The 14,820-nt window shown below is 61.4% G+C and carries 18 protein-coding genes; 10 read left to right on the top strand and 8 right to left on the bottom strand.

Annotated elements, in window-relative coordinates; translation table 11 throughout:
- Nucleotides 1–151: 151 nt before the first annotated feature.
- Nucleotides 152–325 carry a hypothetical protein gene (locus tag GNP00_RS04245; protein WP_157038018.1) on the top strand — a complete coding sequence of 58 codons (174 nt, stop codon included), beginning with the start codon at nucleotides 152–154 and terminating at the stop codon, nucleotides 323–325.
- Nucleotides 326–336: 11 nt separating this feature from the next.
- On the opposite strand, the gene GNP00_RS04250 is transcribed toward GNP00_RS04245, so the two are convergent.
- The 3 genes from GNP00_RS04250 to GNP00_RS04260 all read right to left on the bottom strand — a co-directional run bounded on the left by GNP00_RS04250 (nucleotide 337) and on the right by GNP00_RS04260 (nucleotide 4,622).
- A complete protein-coding gene (locus GNP00_RS04250) occupies nucleotides 337–1,269 on the bottom strand; it encodes a glycine--tRNA ligase subunit alpha (protein WP_166016003.1) in 933 nt (310 codons plus the stop codon).
- A gap of 196 nt (nucleotides 1,270–1,465) precedes the next feature.
- Complete coding sequence (locus GNP00_RS04255) at nucleotides 1,466–3,499, bottom strand: tetratricopeptide repeat protein (RefSeq protein WP_011580055.1); 2,034 nt, start codon at nucleotides 3,497–3,499, stop codon at nucleotides 1,466–1,468.
- Nucleotides 3,500–3,605: 106 nt separating this feature from the next.
- Entirely contained in the window at nucleotides 3,606–4,622 is a 1,017-nt protein-coding gene (locus tag GNP00_RS04260; RefSeq protein ID WP_011580054.1) for a polyprenyl synthetase family protein, read from the bottom strand.
- Between the two features lie 129 nt (nucleotides 4,623–4,751).
- Between GNP00_RS04260 and GNP00_RS04265 the strand changes: the two genes are divergently transcribed.
- From GNP00_RS04265 to GNP00_RS04300, 8 genes are all read left to right on the top strand, one after another.
- Entirely contained in the window at nucleotides 4,752–4,976 is a 225-nt protein-coding gene (locus GNP00_RS04265; protein WP_011580053.1) for a putative signal transducing protein, read from the top strand.
- Nucleotides 4,977–5,067: 91 nt separating this feature from the next.
- Nucleotides 5,068–5,844 (top strand): tRNA1(Val) (adenine(37)-N6)-methyltransferase, encoded by a 777-nt coding sequence (locus GNP00_RS04270; RefSeq protein ID WP_041545106.1) that lies wholly within the window; start codon nucleotides 5,068–5,070, stop codon nucleotides 5,842–5,844.
- 75 nt (nucleotides 5,845–5,919) lie between these two features.
- Entirely contained in the window at nucleotides 5,920–6,780 is an 861-nt protein-coding gene (locus GNP00_RS04275) for a S49 family peptidase (RefSeq protein ID WP_011580051.1), read from the top strand.
- A gap of 62 nt (nucleotides 6,781–6,842) precedes the next feature.
- Nucleotides 6,843–7,028 (top strand): membrane protein, encoded by a 186-nt coding sequence (locus GNP00_RS04280; protein WP_011580050.1) that lies wholly within the window; start codon nucleotides 6,843–6,845, stop codon nucleotides 7,026–7,028.
- A 13-nt stretch (nucleotides 7,029–7,041) separates the two neighbouring features.
- A complete protein-coding gene (locus tag GNP00_RS04285; RefSeq protein ID WP_011580049.1) occupies nucleotides 7,042–7,923 on the top strand; it encodes a 4-(cytidine 5'-diphospho)-2-C-methyl-D-erythritol kinase in 882 nt (293 codons plus the stop codon).
- Complete coding sequence (moaB, locus tag GNP00_RS04290) at nucleotides 7,916–8,458, top strand: molybdenum cofactor biosynthesis protein B (RefSeq protein WP_011580048.1); 543 nt, start codon at nucleotides 7,916–7,918, stop codon at nucleotides 8,456–8,458. The genes GNP00_RS04285 and moaB overlap by 8 nt, the downstream gene beginning before the upstream one ends.
- Before the next feature lie 139 nt (nucleotides 8,459–8,597).
- Nucleotides 8,598–9,752: a PA0069 family radical SAM protein gene (locus tag GNP00_RS04295; RefSeq protein WP_011580047.1), complete on the top strand. Its 1,155-nt coding sequence runs from the start codon at nucleotides 8,598–8,600 to the stop codon at nucleotides 9,750–9,752.
- Nucleotides 9,753–10,004: 252 nt separating this feature from the next.
- The gene (locus tag GNP00_RS04300; protein WP_166016005.1) at nucleotides 10,005–10,766 is read left to right on the top strand and encodes a ribonuclease HII; all 762 of its coding nucleotides are present in this window, start codon (nucleotides 10,005–10,007) and stop codon (nucleotides 10,764–10,766) included.
- On the opposite strand, the gene GNP00_RS04305 is transcribed toward GNP00_RS04300, so the two are convergent.
- Nucleotides 10,731–11,300 (bottom strand): NnrU family protein, encoded by a 570-nt coding sequence (locus GNP00_RS04305; RefSeq protein ID WP_011580045.1) that lies wholly within the window; start codon nucleotides 11,298–11,300, stop codon nucleotides 10,731–10,733. The two genes, GNP00_RS04300 and GNP00_RS04305, sit on opposite strands and share 36 nt — an antisense overlap.
- Nucleotides 11,301–11,423: 123 nt before the next feature.
- Here GNP00_RS04305 and GNP00_RS04310 point away from each other — a divergent pair, with 123 nt between their 5' ends.
- A complete protein-coding gene (locus tag GNP00_RS04310) occupies nucleotides 11,424–12,203 on the top strand; it encodes a TetR/AcrR family transcriptional regulator (RefSeq protein ID WP_246259207.1) in 780 nt (259 codons plus the stop codon).
- A gap of 442 nt (nucleotides 12,204–12,645) precedes the next feature.
- On the opposite strand, the gene GNP00_RS04315 is transcribed toward GNP00_RS04310, so the two are convergent.
- The 4 genes from GNP00_RS04315 to GNP00_RS04330 form a co-directional block, all read right to left on the bottom strand.
- The gene (locus GNP00_RS04315) at nucleotides 12,646–13,125 is read right to left on the bottom strand and encodes a F0F1 ATP synthase subunit B (protein WP_011580042.1); all 480 of its coding nucleotides are present in this window, start codon (nucleotides 13,123–13,125) and stop codon (nucleotides 12,646–12,648) included.
- Nucleotides 13,126–13,134: 9 nt separating this feature from the next.
- Entirely contained in the window at nucleotides 13,135–13,716 is a 582-nt protein-coding gene (locus GNP00_RS04320) for a F0F1 ATP synthase subunit B (RefSeq protein WP_011580041.1), read from the bottom strand.
- Nucleotides 13,717–13,783: 67 nt separating this feature from the next.
- Nucleotides 13,784–14,011, bottom strand: coding sequence for a F0F1 ATP synthase subunit C (locus GNP00_RS04325; RefSeq protein WP_011580040.1), 228 nt, complete (start codon nucleotides 14,009–14,011; stop codon nucleotides 13,784–13,786).
- Between the two features lie 52 nt (nucleotides 14,012–14,063).
- Complete coding sequence (locus GNP00_RS04330) at nucleotides 14,064–14,813, bottom strand: F0F1 ATP synthase subunit A (protein WP_011580039.1); 750 nt, start codon at nucleotides 14,811–14,813, stop codon at nucleotides 14,064–14,066.
- Nucleotides 14,814–14,820: the final 7 nt, after the last annotated feature.

The following is a 14,820-nucleotide window of genomic DNA, read 5'->3' on the forward strand; positions in this document are numbered from 1 at the left end:
AACGCTTACGATACAGCCGAATCAAAAGAAACGTTGCCTTCCGTGTCGGATCGGCGGGCGATCGTCCGTCCTTGGAGCGAAATCACTCAACCCCAAAGAAAGGCGCTGAAGCACGAGCGCTTCAGGCGGCGAAGCTTTGTCCGGAACGGCCATGAAAACGGTATCGACACTTCTGCAACTGTTCGCATTGATGGCCTGCTTTGCCGCGCATCAGGCGTTTTCGGACGAGATGACGGGCGTGCGGCGGGCTATCGAGACGACGGCCGGGAAAGGCAAGTCGGAAGGGTTTTCCGCGCCCGCCTTCTATTTCTGCCCCGACTCGTAGGAAGCTGTCGTTCAGGCGGCAGTCGCCAATGTGGCCCCGCCTCCCTCGGTGTTGAGAAAAGCTTCGCCGCAGGCTTTCGCCAGATCGCGGACGCGCAGGATATAGCTCTGCCGCTCCGTAACCGAGATTACGCCGCGAGCATCCAGAAGATTGAAGACGTGGGAAGCCTTGATGCACTGGTCGTAGGCCGGGAAGACCATGCGATGTAGCGCGGCATTGTCGCTAGGGCGTGGCGCGCCGGCTTCAAGAAGCGCACGGCATTCCCGCTCCGCATCCTCAAAGTGGCGGAAAAGCATTTCGGTATTCGCATATTCGAAATTATGCCGCGAATATTCCTGCTCGGCCTGCAGGAAAACCTCGCCATAGGTGACTTTGTCCGAGCCTTCGAGCCCGTTGAAATTCAGATCGTAGACATTGTCGACGCCCTGCACATACATGGCCAGCCGCTCGAGCCCATATGTCAGCTCGCCGGAAACTGGGGCGCATTCGATGCCGCAGACCTGCTGGAAGTAGGTGAACTGGGAAACCTCCATGCCGTCGCACCAGCACTCCCAGCCGAGCCCCCAGGCGCCGAGCGTGGGGCTTTCCCAGTCGTCCTCCACAAAGCGGATGTCGTGCAGCAGGGGGTCCAGCCCGATGGCGGCAAGCGAGCCCAGATAGAGCTCCTGCAGGTTGGGCGGGTTGGGCTTCAGGATCACCTGATATTGGTAATAATGCTGCAGCCTGTTCGGGTTTTCACCGTAGCGACCGTCCTTCGGCCGGCGCGAAGGCTGCACATAGGCCGCGTTCCACGGGCGCGGCCCCAGGGAGCGGAGCGTGGTCGCCGGATGGAAGGTGCCCGCGCCCACCTCCATGTCATAGGGCTGGAGGATGACGCAGCCCTGCGCCGCCCAATAGCTGTGCAGCGTCAGGATCAGGCCCTGGAAGGACCTGGAGGGATGCATGTGCGGAAGGGCGCTGGCGTTCACGCGGCTTCTCCGAGGGCTTTGGCTCGGCCCGTCCTATTGCGGGGTTGGTCAGGCGTCAAGCGAGTGACGCCTTCACTTGTGAAGCCGAGCCCTTCGCGCGCCCATCTGTCCTACAGGGCAGAAGGGTGGCAACGTAGGGCAGAAACCTAAGCTATCGTCCTGTGGCCTTTGGCTACTGCCCCGCTGTCGGCAGCTTCAGTTCCAGGCCAGGCCTGATGCGGTTGGGATCACCCCTCAGGACCGGGTTCAAATCGAGAATCTCGCGAAAGCGTTCGCCATTGCCCAGTTCCTCGACGGCGATCGACCAGAGGGACTGGCCGGGCTTTACCCTATAGGTAGCCTCCGTCTCGGCAGTTGCGCCTTGCGCGGGCTCAGCGGGCGCGGCCGGCTGGGCCTGCGGCTGCTCCGGCTGCCGGGCAGGCTCGGAGGGCGCGCCGTCGCTGACGGTGCGTGCGTTGCCTGCAGCGTCAGCCACCTTCTCGCCATCCACGGGCGGCAGGCCGTTCTTCAACTTCTCCTCGATCTGGGCCAGAAGGTCGGGCTCAGGCTCAAGGGTCTTTACCTGCGACCATTGATAGCGCGCTTCGAGATGGCGGCCGACGCGCCAATAAACGTCGCCCAGATGGTCGTTCAGGACCGCATCTTCCGGACGCAAGGAAACCGCCCGTTCCAGATGCTCCACCGCTTCGTCGTACTGGCCGAGCTTGTAATAGGCCCAGCCGAGCGAATCGACGATGTAGCCGTCACTTGGCCGCAGCTCCACCGCCTTTTTGATCAGTTCCATGCCCTCTTCGAGGTTCATGTTCATGTCGATCCAGGAATAGCCGAGATAATTCAGCACCTGGGGATGATCGGGATAAAGCTCCAGCGCCTTCTTGAAATTGGGTTCGGCCTTGGGCCACTCCTTAAGCCGCTCATAGGCGATGCCGCGCTGATAGAAGATGTTCCAGTGCTCGCGCCCCGGCTCCGGAATTTCAGCCACTGCATCATCGTAGAGTTCGGCGGCCGCCTTGTAGTTCTTCTGGCTGGAATAGACGCCGCCCAGGGCGAGATAGGCGCGCAGGTCCTTGGGGTCGGCTTCCAAAACCTTCTTCAGATGCGCGACCGCTTCATCGTTCCGCTCAAGGTCGGCCAGGTTGAGGCCGATCTGAAATTCCGCAAAGCGCGTCCAGGGAGAATCCTTTTCGATCATGCGATAGATCGCGATCGCCCCTTCGCCATCCTGCTGCCGCTCGGCAACATGGGCAAGCTGCACGAGAACGGCGTCGCCATGCGGGCGCAGCGCACGAGCAAGCTGCAGATAGACACGGACATAGGAATCACCACCACCGCTCGCGAGCTCGGTGGCGACATTGAGCAGGATCTCGGCCGCTCCATCCGAGGCGTTCGCCACGACCGAATCGAGCTTCCCGCCAGTTTCCAGTTTGGCGCGAAGTTCCGGAATGGTCGCGATACCGCCGCCAGTCTCCTCTGCCTGCTGGAGGACAGCAAGCGCACGCTCCTTCTCGCCGCGGCTCGACAAATAGGAGGCATAGACCTCGGCGAGCCGGCCAAGAGTGTCCGGCGCCACAGAGCGTGGAGCAAGCTCGCTGATCACCTGGTCGAAGGCTGCATCCGCCTCTTCGGTACGCCCCTCATTGGCCAGAATGAGCGCACGGTGATAGGCCTTGAACAGCTCATACCACGGCGGGCCGCTCAGATTCTCCAGGCTCGTGAGCCCGCCGTCCGCATCGCCCTGCCCCACCTTCGCCCAGCTCGTCATGATGCCGGTAATGAGGCGGTCGAGATCCGATTCCAGAACGAGGTTCAACCAGCGCTCGGCCGCAGCAAAATCGTTCTTGCGGAACGAATCGACCGCAAGCGTGAGGCGGGAGAAGCGCTCCACCTCCGGAACGGCTTTCAGCTTGTCCGCGTAGGGAAGCGCCTTGTCCACCTCGCCTTGCGATACCAGCGCCAGCAGCAAAGTGCGCTGCAGATCCGTATTGTCGGGATCGAGCGAGAGCGCGCGCTCGTAATAGGTCACAGCGCTCTTCAGGTCGTCGTCAAACTCGGCCGCTCGCCCTGCCAGATAAGCACCCGAGAAAGTGAGGGTCTGAACCGGGCCGGCCGTATCCCCAGTTTCCTTGGCGACCCCGGCCTGCGCGGAAAATGCCATGAAGACCGCGAGTGCCGCCGTCGCTTTAAGTGTTGCCCTGGTTAGCCGCATGCTGTCCCTTCCGTCGGTTCGGCCCTTCCCTTGCGGAAACCTGCTAGCCGCAGAGGATGGCCTTTTTACGATGGTGCCGCAATCGTAAATAGAGAACCAACCAGCTCTAAGACACCCTGCTAATGCAGAAATCGATGACATCGAACAGCGCCGCCTTCTGCGGTGTGCTCTTCAGAGGAGCCAGCGCATCTCGCGCGATCTCGCCGAAATGGCGGGCGCGCGCAATCGTGTCGCCGATCGAGCCGTGCCGATTCATCAGGCCGATCGCTTTTGCGAGCGCGTCGTCGTCGTTCTGGTTCTCTTCGATGGCGCGCTTCCAGAATAGCCGCTCTTCCTCCGAACCGCGCCGGTAGCTGAGAATAACCGGCAGCGTTACCTTTCCCTCACGGAAATCGTCGCCGACATTCTTGCCGAGATCGCGGCTGCTGCCGCCATAGTCCAACGCGTCATCCACAAGCTGGAACGCGAGCCCGAGATTTATGCCGAAGGAGCGGAGCGCTGCCCGGTCATTGCGGGAAGCCTCTGCGATGATCGGCCCCACCTCCGCGGCGGCGGAAAACAGAGCGGCGGTCTTGGCCTTGATGACGCTCAGATATTCGTCCTCGGTGGTCTCCAGGTTCTTGGAGACGCCAAGCTGCATCACCTCGCCTTCGGCGATAATGGAAGCCGCCGACGAAAGCACATCCAGCGCTTCCAGCGAGCCAACATCGACCATCATTCGGAACGCCTGGCCCAGAAGGTAATCCCCCACGAGCACGCTGGCCTGATTGCCCCAAATCGTCCGCGCGGTCTTCTTGCCGCGCCGCATATCGCTTTCGTCGACCACATCGTCATGCAGCAGCGTGGCCGTGTGCATGAATTCAACACTCGTGGCGAGCTTCACATGCCCCTCGCCCGAATAGCCGAACATCTGGGCAGCCGCGAGGGTGATCATCGGGCGCAGCCTTTTGCCGCCCGAGGAAATGAGATGGCGCGCAAGCTGAGGGATCAGCTCGACATCCGATCCCGCCTTGGACAGGATCAGATCGTTGACGCGCGCCATGTCGTCCTTCGTCAGGCCGATCAGGCGCTCGATGGAGGCACCATTGCGCTTGCCGTCTTCGAGGTTCAACACTACGCCCACCGGTGCTCTCCTTCCATTCCTGGAATGTATGGTCGCAGCCCGCCCGACCGCAAGCGGCGAGTTGGCGCGGTTTGGGTAAGGCAAGCGGCGCTCATTTACAAGTAGACACGGACCTGCCAACGTCGCGTAATGATCGAACTCATCCGCACCAACGACGCCGTCGCCCTTTCCTTCATCGAGAGCCTGCTGCGCGATGCAGGAATCAATTATCTCATAGCCGACCAGAATATGAGCATCATGGAAGGCTCGCTCGGCGTGCTGCCGCGGCGGGTGCTGGTGGCCGAAGACCAAGCAGACGAGGCACGCCAGATACTCGGCGATGCCGGCTTGATGGAGATCGGACGCAAGGAGTGATAGCCGCGTGAGGGAGGTTGGAGCAGGTCGTACTCCTTTGCCGGTGGACTTGAATTCGGGCCAAAAGCCTTTCCAAATTTCTGCCAGGCCTATGAATCCTAACCCGGACTATACGATCGACGCCTTCCATCGCGGCGCGTTTCACCTCGTCCAGCCCGCCAATAAGGGACATCGGGCGGGGCTCGACGCAATGCTCCTGGCCGGCGCGGTGCCCAAGGGCTTCAGCGGGCGGGTGGCGGATCTCGGCGCGGGGGCAGGTGCTGCTGGTTTTGCGGTTGCGGCCCGCTGCCCGGCTGCAAGCGTGCTCCTGGTGGAGCATGCCGCGGAGATGGTGGGATGCGCCCGGCAAAGCCGCGATCTTCCCGCAAATACCGGCCTCGCCGGCCGAATCGACGTGCTGCAGGCCGATGTGGAGCTTTCCGGCCCTGCCCGCAAAAGCGCGGGGCTGGCCGACCGCTCCTTCGATTTCATCATCATGAATCCGCCCTTCAACGCAGCGCGGGATCGAGCGACGCCCGACCAGCTCAAGCGCGCCGCCCATGTGATGACGGAGGGCCTTTTCGAGCGGTGGATCCGAACCGCATCGGCGATCGGGCGGGCAAGGGCGGAGGTGGCGATCATCGCCCGGCCGGCCTCGCTCGCCGATATCCTCGCCGCACTGGAAGGCCGGTTCGGCAGCCCGCGCTGCCTTCCGATCCATCCTCGCCCCGACGCGGAGGCAATCCGAATCATCGTCCGGGCGCGCAAGGGCGCACGCGGGGCTTTGACCCTGGCCGCGCCACTGATTTTGCACGAGGGCGGCGGCCGCGACTTTACCATGCGTTCGGACGCCATCATCAACGGCAGGGAAACACTTTTCGTTGAATGAAGTTGTGCCGGGACGCCCATTGCGTCCCCGATGCCGATGCCTACATGAACGCAACAAAGCCTGGAGACATCCTACGTGAAAGAATCGCTGGCGCGCCTCCTGCCGAAGTCCCTTCGTTCCGACTCCGTTACCATCCCCGTTGTCCGGCTGCATGGCACGATCATGGCAGGCGGCAGCCCCATGCGGCAGTCGCTTTCGCTGGCCTCGACGGCCGGCCTTCTCGAAAAGGCATTCTCCTTCTCCGCGCCGGCGGTCGCGATCTCTATCAACTCGCCGGGCGGATCGCCCGTGCAATCGCGCCTGATCTATCGGCGGATTCGCGATCTGGCGGAGGAGAGAAAGAAGAACGTCTTTGTCTTCGTCGAGGATATCGCGGCGTCCGGCGGCTATATGATTGCGCTTGCGGGCGACGAAATCATCTCGGACCCCTCTTCCATCGTCGGCTCGATCGGCGTCGTTTCAGCGGGCTTCGGCTTCCAGGATCTCATCAAGAAGATCGGCGTGGAACGGCGGGTGCACACATCCGGGCGCAACAAGGCCATTCTCGACCCTTTTCAGCCGGAAAAGGAGGAGGATGTGGAGCGGCTCAAGGCACTGCAGGAGGAGGTGCATCAGACCTTCATCTCGCTTGTCAGGGAGCGGCGCGGTGCGAAACTTGCCAACGATGACGATCTTTTCACCGGCCTCTTCTGGACAGGGGAAAGAGGATTGTCCCTCGGCCTGGTGGACGCCGTCGGCGACATGCGCTCCTTCCTAAAGCACCGCTATGGGGAAAAGACACGCCTCAAGCTCGTGAGCCCCCCGCGCGGCCTTTTCGGGCGAAGACTGGGATTTTTCGGCTTGGATATGAAGGAAACCGATATCGCCGCCGCTGCCGCGAGCGGGCTTGTCCAGGCGCTCGAAGAGCAGGCGCTTTGGCGCCGCTATGGGCTTTGACGCCTTGCTGCGGTCGCAAAGTGCCATAATATGAGGGAGTCTGCCAAAGGAGGCATTCGGCCATGCCGCAAATCATCTTCTTCGCCCTCATAGCCACCGTGGCAATCGCGGGCTATCGCCTCTTCCTGCGGGAGGCGGAACGCGTGACGAAGCGGATGGAGCGTGTCCGTAAGGAGACAGCCACCGGCAGCATGGGCACGCTCGTCAAGGATCCGAGGACCGGTGAATATCGCCTGGCCAAGGACTGAGCGCGCCCCTGACATGAAGCTGGAATGCATTGCTCCGGCAAAAATAAATCTTGCGCTGCACGTCATCGGCCGCCGGACTGACGGCTATCATCTTCTGGAATCCCTTGTCGCCTTCGCTGCATTCGGCGACCGGCTCTCGGTCGAGAAGGCAGAAGCTGACACGTTTCTGTTGGCAGGACCGTTCCGCGACGGGCTTGAGGGATCAGGCAATTTTGTCCTCAACGCGCGTGACCTCCTCAGAGAAAAGTTCGCAAGCCGGGCGAGCAGTCCCGTCGCCATCACATTGGAGAAGAACCTGCCGGTGGCATCAGGAATCGGCGGCGGGTCGAGTGATGCGGCGACGGGGCTCAAGCTCCTGACGCGTTATTGGGAAATCGAAACCGAACCGGCCGAACTTGCGCAGATCGGGCTGGGGCTTGGAGCCGACGTTCCGATGTGCCTTTTTGGCCAGCCGCTGATCGCAAGCGGCATCGGCGAGAAGCTGGAGCCGGTTTCAACGCTCCCTTCTCTTCCCATCCTTCTTGTCAATCCCGGCCTTCCGTTGGCGACGCCCGCTGTTTTCTCGTCGCTTGTCGAGCGCGAGAATGCACCTCTCCCGCCTGCTCCGCGCAATAAGAGCGCCGCCGAGCTTGTAAATTGGCTCAGGCTTACCCGAAACGATCTCGAACCGGCGGCACTTTCAATCATGCCGGTTATCGGCATCGTGCTCAGACTTCTGCAGACGGAGGGCGCACTCATCGCCCGGATGTCCGGCTCCGGGGCCACCTGCTTCGGGATTTTCGAAACCGCGAGCAAAGCCCGGCAGGCGGGCGAGATGATCTCCCGGAGACATCCCGGCTGGTTTGTCCGCGCGACCCAGACGAGGGCCTCCATGCCGGAGTTGAGTCATGTCTGAACGGCAGTTCATTCCCGTGCGATTCGCGGTGCTCACCATTTCCGACACGCGCACCATGGAGAACGACAAGTCCGGCCAGACCTTGGCTGATCGCATAGAGCAAGCCGGCCATGAGCTGGCCGGCCGCGCCATCGCGCCGGATGAGGCTGGGGTAATCAGCCGCCAGGTGCTCTCCTGGTGCGCGGATCCGCATATCGACGCCGTAATCACCACGGGCGGAACCGGCTTTACGGGGCGCGATGTGACGCCGGAGGCGCTGGAGCCGCTCTTCGAAAAGCGCATGGACGGCTTTTCACAGGTTTTCCACAGGGTTTCTTTCGAGAAGATCGGCACCTCCACCATCCAGTCCCGAGCCACCGCGGGGCTCATCAACCAGACGTTCGTCTTCATCCTTCCGGGCTCTCCGGGCGCCTGCCGCGACGCCTGGGATCTCATCCTGAAGGATCAGTTCGACTACCGGCACATGCCCTGCAACTTCGTGGAAATCATGCCGCGCCTGGACGAGCATCTGAAACGCGGCGCCAGCTCCGCCTGATCTTGTTATCCACAGCTTTTCCTCCCTCCCATCTCCCGCCCGTTCCGATCTGATCGCGAAAAGTTCTTGATTTGTTCCATATCAGAAGATAGGAATAGATTCATCCAAGGACATCGGCCCGGCAGCGCGGAGGCAGACGATGGAACAGATCGCAAAGGCAGACACTGCCGCTTTCAGCGGCGGAGGGTCCGCCATGGCAAACGCGATCATAGACGAGGCGGGGCTGCGTGTCGGTGACGACCGCCGCAGAGGGCGTGGCGCCGGCATCAATCCCAGCGGACGCTTCGAGCCACTCACCCGCCATGTTTTCGACGACGGGTGGGAGACATTGGAGGAATTGCCCCCCTTCAGGACCGAAGTGCAAATCGAAAAGCCGCGCACCATAATTACGCGCAACACCTCGCCCGATATTTCCTTCGACCGCTCAATCAATCCTTATCGTGGCTGTGAGCACGGTTGTGTCTATTGCTTCGCCCGACCGACGCACAGCTATATGGGTCTTTCACCCGGCTTGGATTTCGAATCAAAGCTATTCGCGAAGCCCGATGCACCACGGCTCCTGGAAAAGGAGCTCGCCAAGCCCGGCTATGAGCCGCGCACAATCGCGATCGGCACAAATACGGACCCGTACCAGCCGGTCGAAAAGAAGTGGCGCATCATGCGCGACATACTCGAAGTGCTCGATGCGCATAACCATCCGGTTGGGATCGTCACCAAATCGGCGCTGGTGATGCGCGACATCGATATCCTCTCGCGCATGGCGGAACGGGGGCTGGCCAAGGTGGCGCTCTCGGTCACAACGCTTGACCGCCAGCTTGCCCGGACGATGGAGCCCAGGGCCGCCACGCCGACGCGGCGGCTGGAGGCGATGCGCGCGCTGAACGAGGCGGGCGTTCCCGCATCCGTGATGATCGGGCCTGTCATCCCCGGTCTGAACGACAGCGAGATCGAGCGCATTCTGGAATCAGCCCATGCGGTCGGCGCCAAAGAGGCGGGCTACGTAATCCTTAGGCTGCCTCTGGAGGTAAGCCCGATCTTTAAGGACTGGCTCCTGCGGCATTACCCGGACCGCTACCGGCATGTGATGTCGCTCGTGCGCTCCATGCGCGGAGGCAAGGATTACGATTCCGAATGGGGCAAGCGCATGAAGGGCACAGGCCCCTATGCCTGGCAAATCGGGCGCCGGTTCGAGATCGCGGCGCGGAGAATAGGACTTAATCTCGAACGGCGGAAGCTTCGCACCGATCTCTTCAAGGCAGGAAAGGGCGAGGGGGAACAGCTCAGCCTGCTTTAGCGGAAGCGGCAGGGCAAGCTCCGCCGGATGGCCGAAGCACTCGGGTCCGGCAATGAAACCTTGCCTAATGATATGCCGGCAGCAGTCCCATGCCCTGCCCTATTCAAGATTGCAGTTCCGGGACGGTATTGCCCCACCTCCCGGATTACCCGTCGAAGCCCTCGCCCCCGGGCCGACGGCGCCTTCCCCGCTTTTTTGTCCTGAGCACGGGGAAAGGCTTGCGGAGAATCGGAAGCGATGCAAGCATTGCTTATGGCTTCCTCGCAATCCGATTCTCCGCCCCTCTTCGATCTGCCGGTGCGCCCGGATTTCACTATTGAGTGGAAGATCATGCGCGAGGGCTTGGCGCCAGTGGCCGGGCTGGACGAAGCCGGCCGGGGGCCGCTGGCGGGACCGGTGGTCGCGGCAGCGGTGGTGCTCGACCCGGACCGCATTCCGGAAGGGCTTGACGATTCCAAGCGGCTGACGGCAGAGGCACGCGAAAGGCTGGTTCAGGAAATTTTCGAGGTCGCAGCCGCCGTTTCCGTCGCGTCCCTTTGCGCAGCCAGCATCGATGAATCGAATATCCTGAAGGCCAGCCTGGAAGCGATGCGCCGCGCGCTCGACGGACTTTGCGTGCGCCCGGCCTATGCGCTCGCCGACGGGAGGGATATTCCGCCTGGCCTTCCTTGTCCCTGCCGGGCCGTGGTCAAGGGCGATCAAAGGTCCCAGTCGATCGCCGCGGCGTCCATTGTCGCCAAAGTCGTGCGTGACCGGATGATGGTCAGGACCGGCACCCTCATGCCCCATTACGGTTTTCACAGCCATGTGGGCTACGCCACGGAGCGTCATCGCGAAGCCATCACCGCCTATGGGCCGGTCACACGGCTCCACCGGATGAGTTTCTCGCCCTTCAAAACGTCTGGCGAGGAGGACCGGATATTGGCAAGCGGGGATGCCGCAGAGCTTATCGCCAGCGCTTTCTCTGCGGCAGACGGGTTAAATGGGCGAGACGCCGAAAAGGAGCCGGTGTAGCCCGGCAACGAAGATCGCGTAGATAACTAGCCCTCCGACAACAGCCATCACGTCGTTTCTCGGGGACGGCTTGCCCTTAGCCACCGGTTCGCGGGGCCGCTGAACGGAGGAAACCCAGTCCACCGTTCCCCAGACAGCTATCCCACCGAACAGCAACAGGTCGGCCAGCGTCCCGTTCGCCAGGAGATGCGCCAAACCCCATATCACGGTGCCGAGGAGCATAGGATGCCCGACGGCGGTGCTTATCCTTCCCGGCCGATGCGAAGCGGCCATGAGCGGGAAAACGGGAAGCATCAGCAGCAGTGTCAGGTGCTGCATCCACGTGGCGGGCGTGTAGAGCACGACAGGGTTCTGCCGTGCCAGCCAATACCCCCAGACAATCAGCACGAGGCCGAGGAATGCAGCCAGACTATAGATGCCTTTCCAAGCACCCAGGCCGCGACTGCCCACGACGCGGTCGCGAAATTGCGGCGCCGCAATGCGGACGGAGTGCACTCCCAAAAAAAGAACAAGGCCAAGGACAAGCACCAGCATAGCTTTCCCACCCGTCATCTTTGAAGCCGACGCGCCCGTATCGGCAGCGCCGTCTTGCTTGCGATATTCACTAAAGTTAGATAATCTAACTAAAGTTATTTGCGCTAGCATGTCAATATGCCGATGAACGACAAAACAAACACCAAAATGAATCGCAGGGACAAGCTTCGCGAGGCCACCATGGCCGAGATCCGGCACATCGCTCGCGAGTTGCTGGTCAGCAATGGTGCCCAGGCAGTTACCGTCAACGCGGTTGCCCGGAAAATGGGTATGAGCGGCCCGGCTCTTTACCGCTATTATTCCAGCCAAAACGAGCTGATCGAAGCGCTGCGGCTCGACCTCTATTCAGAGCTGGTCAACACCCTCACATCTGCGCGGGAACGCAGCGGCGCAACCGACCCGGAATGCCGCCTCCTCGCCATCTGCAGGGCTTTGCGCCAGTGGGCCGTCACCCATCCTGCCGAATTCGGCTGCCTTTTCGCCACGCCTGCGCCCATGGGTCTCGAGAGGTGCACCAATGCCAGCCAGTCCGGCCGGGCGTTCGGACAGGTTTTCCTGGAGGAGATCGTGGCCATCTGGCGCACGAAGCGGTTTCCAATACCGAGCCTGGAGGATATGGATCCCTCCCTGGCCGAGCAGTTGTGCAAATATTCCGAGAGAATTGACGGCGCGCTGCCGCCCGAGGCCGCCTATATCTTTCTTTCCTGCTGGATGCGGCTTTACGGCCTGCTCTGCATGGAGGTTCTGAACCAGATCGGCTTTGCCTACAGCGATCTGGAGCCCGTATACGAGGAATGCCTGCAGGACCTCTGCAGGCTCCTTGATATTCCCTATGAGGAGCCAGTGCCTGCCGGACACGCTGGCACCATCAGAAAGGACAGGCTGCGCGAGGCGGGTCTCTAGGTGGTCGGCTGCTCCTTTGCGGAGGCTTAGCGCTCGACAGAATCGAAAACGCGGATCTTCAACCAAATCCGATTGGTCTCCGGGATGAAGTGGTTCACATGCGCGTCGGAGACTTGATACGCGTCATGTGCCTGCCTGCCGGAAAACACCAGGTGAAAGGCTACGTCGAATGAGTCGTCGTTGAAGAGATATGTGACCTGCTTATGGCGCGTGAGGTCGTGCGCCAGCACCGTTGCGAGGAAGGAAAGCTCTCCGGGGTGGTTTGCCAGATATTTCTTTCCAAGTTTGAGTTGCTTTGAAAATAGCGTTTAGACACAACGGAGACCGCCGGAACCGTTTGCGCCGGTATTGCATTCCAGAACGCTCTTTTGCACTCTGAGAAACGGGCAATAAAAATGCCGCCCGAAGGCGGCATTCTAAACGCTCAAATTCAAAGGTCGGCTTAGTTCAGCCGTGTCTTGACGTCCTGCAAGGACGCCTTGAACAGCTCGCTGCCGGTTTTGGTATCGATCTTCTCGGCCAACAGCTTGCCCGCAGCGGCGACAGCGACATCGACGGCGCGCGAACGCACCTCGTTGACCGCATCCCGTTCGGCCTGCGCGATCTTCTGCTCGGCCAGCGCCGTACGGCGGGAAACATATTCCTCGGTCTTGACCTTGGCATCGGATACGATGAGCTTCGCCTCGCGCTTTGCTGCGTCGACGAGTTCCTTCGCCTCCTGCTCAGCTTCACGGCGCTTGCGCTGATATTCTGCCAGCAGTTGCTGGGCTTCCTCACGCAGCCGGCGGGCCTCCTCAAGCTCGTTCTTGATCCGCTCAGCGCGGGCATCGAGCGAGCCTGCCAGCATCCCCGGCACCTTCATATAAAGCAGAATGCCGACAAAAATGATCAGCGCGACCAGGGCCCAAAAAGTTGCGTCCATGCGCTTCTCCTACTGCTGCTGGACGGCTTTGACAGCCGCCGAGAGCGATGCCTTGTCGACCTTGCCGCCGACGAGTTCCTGAACAATGGCGGCGGCGGTTTCCTCGGCGATCGTGCCGACATCGGAAAGCGCCGTATCCTTGATCAAGGCGATGCGGGCTTCGGCTTCCTTGAGCTTGGAGTCCAGCCCGGATTCCACCTTACGGCGCTCGGCAGCGGCTTCCGCCTTGGCGGTGTCACGCGCTTCCTGGGCGATTGCCGCAGCCTTCTTGCGGGCCTCCGCCAATTCCTGCTCGTAGGCAGCCACGGCTGCGTCGGCGTCTTCCTTCATGCGGGCGGCCTGATCGAGATCCTGAGCGATGCGGTCGCTCCGCACCTCCAGAATGCCGGCAATTCGCGGCAGGACCACGCGCTTCAGGAAAAGATAGAAGAGCCCGAAAGTGATCGCCAGCCAAAGGAGCTGCGAAGGATAGGTCTCGACGAGGAAAGGAGGAAAGCCGCCTTCGTGGCCGCCTTCCGCTACACCCGTCTCTGTATGTGTTTCGCCGGCGGTGTGATCCGCCTCCTGTGCGAATGCAGGTGCCACGAACATGGCTTACCCCTTCAAATCAGCGAAGCCGGCCGCGCGGAGGCGGCCGGTTCAGGCACGTTTATCGCGCTTAGACAGCGTAGAGGAGAAGCAGTGCCACGAGCAGCGAAAAGATGCCCAGAGCTTCCGTCACCGCGAAGCCGAAGATGAGGCGGCCGAACTGGCCGTCGGCAGCCGACGGATTGCGCAGCGCGCCCGCCAGGTAATTGCCGAAGATGTGGCCGAGACCGATGCCGGCGCCACCCATGCCGAGGCAGGCGATGCCCGCACCGATGAACTTTGCTGCTTCTGCTTCCATTTTAAACTCCTTATGGATTGGATCTGTTTTGCCGGGCACAAGCCCCGGTGCCTTAGTGGCCCGGGTGCAAGGCGTCGTTCAGGTACATGCAGGTGAGCACTGCGAAAACATAGGCCTGCAGGAAAGCCACCAGAAGCTCGAGGCCGGTGAGCGCAACCGTCATGGCAAGCGGCAGAACCGCGCCAGCGGCGCCGGCGACACCCAGCGCGCCAAGAGAAGTGACAAAGCCGGCGAAAACCTTGAGCGTGATGTGGCCCGCCAGCATGTTCGCGAAGAGACGAACGGAGAGACTGATGGGGCGCGACAGGAAGGAAATCACCTCGATGAGCACCACCAGAGGCAGAAGCACACCTGGAACGCCCTCCGGCACAAACAGCTTCAGGAACCCAAAGCCATGTTTCCAAAAGCCGTAGACGAGCACGGTTCCAATAACGAGGAGCGCCAGCGCGAAGGTGACGACGATATGGCTCGTGACCGTGAAGAAATAAGGAAACAGACCGAGCAGGTTCGCGACCAGCACGAACATGAATAGCGAGAAGACGAACGGGAAGAACCGCATTCCGTGGCTTCCCGCAGCGTCACGCAGCATTGAAGCCACGAATTCGTAGGACATTTCCGAGACGGACTGCATCCGGCTCGGAACCAGGCCGCGGCTCGACGTGGTGAGATAAAGGAACGCACCCGCCGCCGCCACTGTGGCGACCATGAAAAGGGAGGAATTGGTGAAGGAGAAATCAAGGCCGCCGATCTCGATCGGAATCAACTTCGAGATCTGAAATTGGTGGATCGGGTCTGTGGCCACTTGGCTC

It is taken from the genome of Chelativorans multitrophicus, from assembly GCF_011317445.1.
In the GTDB taxonomy this organism is placed as follows: Bacteria; Pseudomonadota; Alphaproteobacteria; order Rhizobiales; family Rhizobiaceae; genus Chelativorans; species Chelativorans multitrophicus.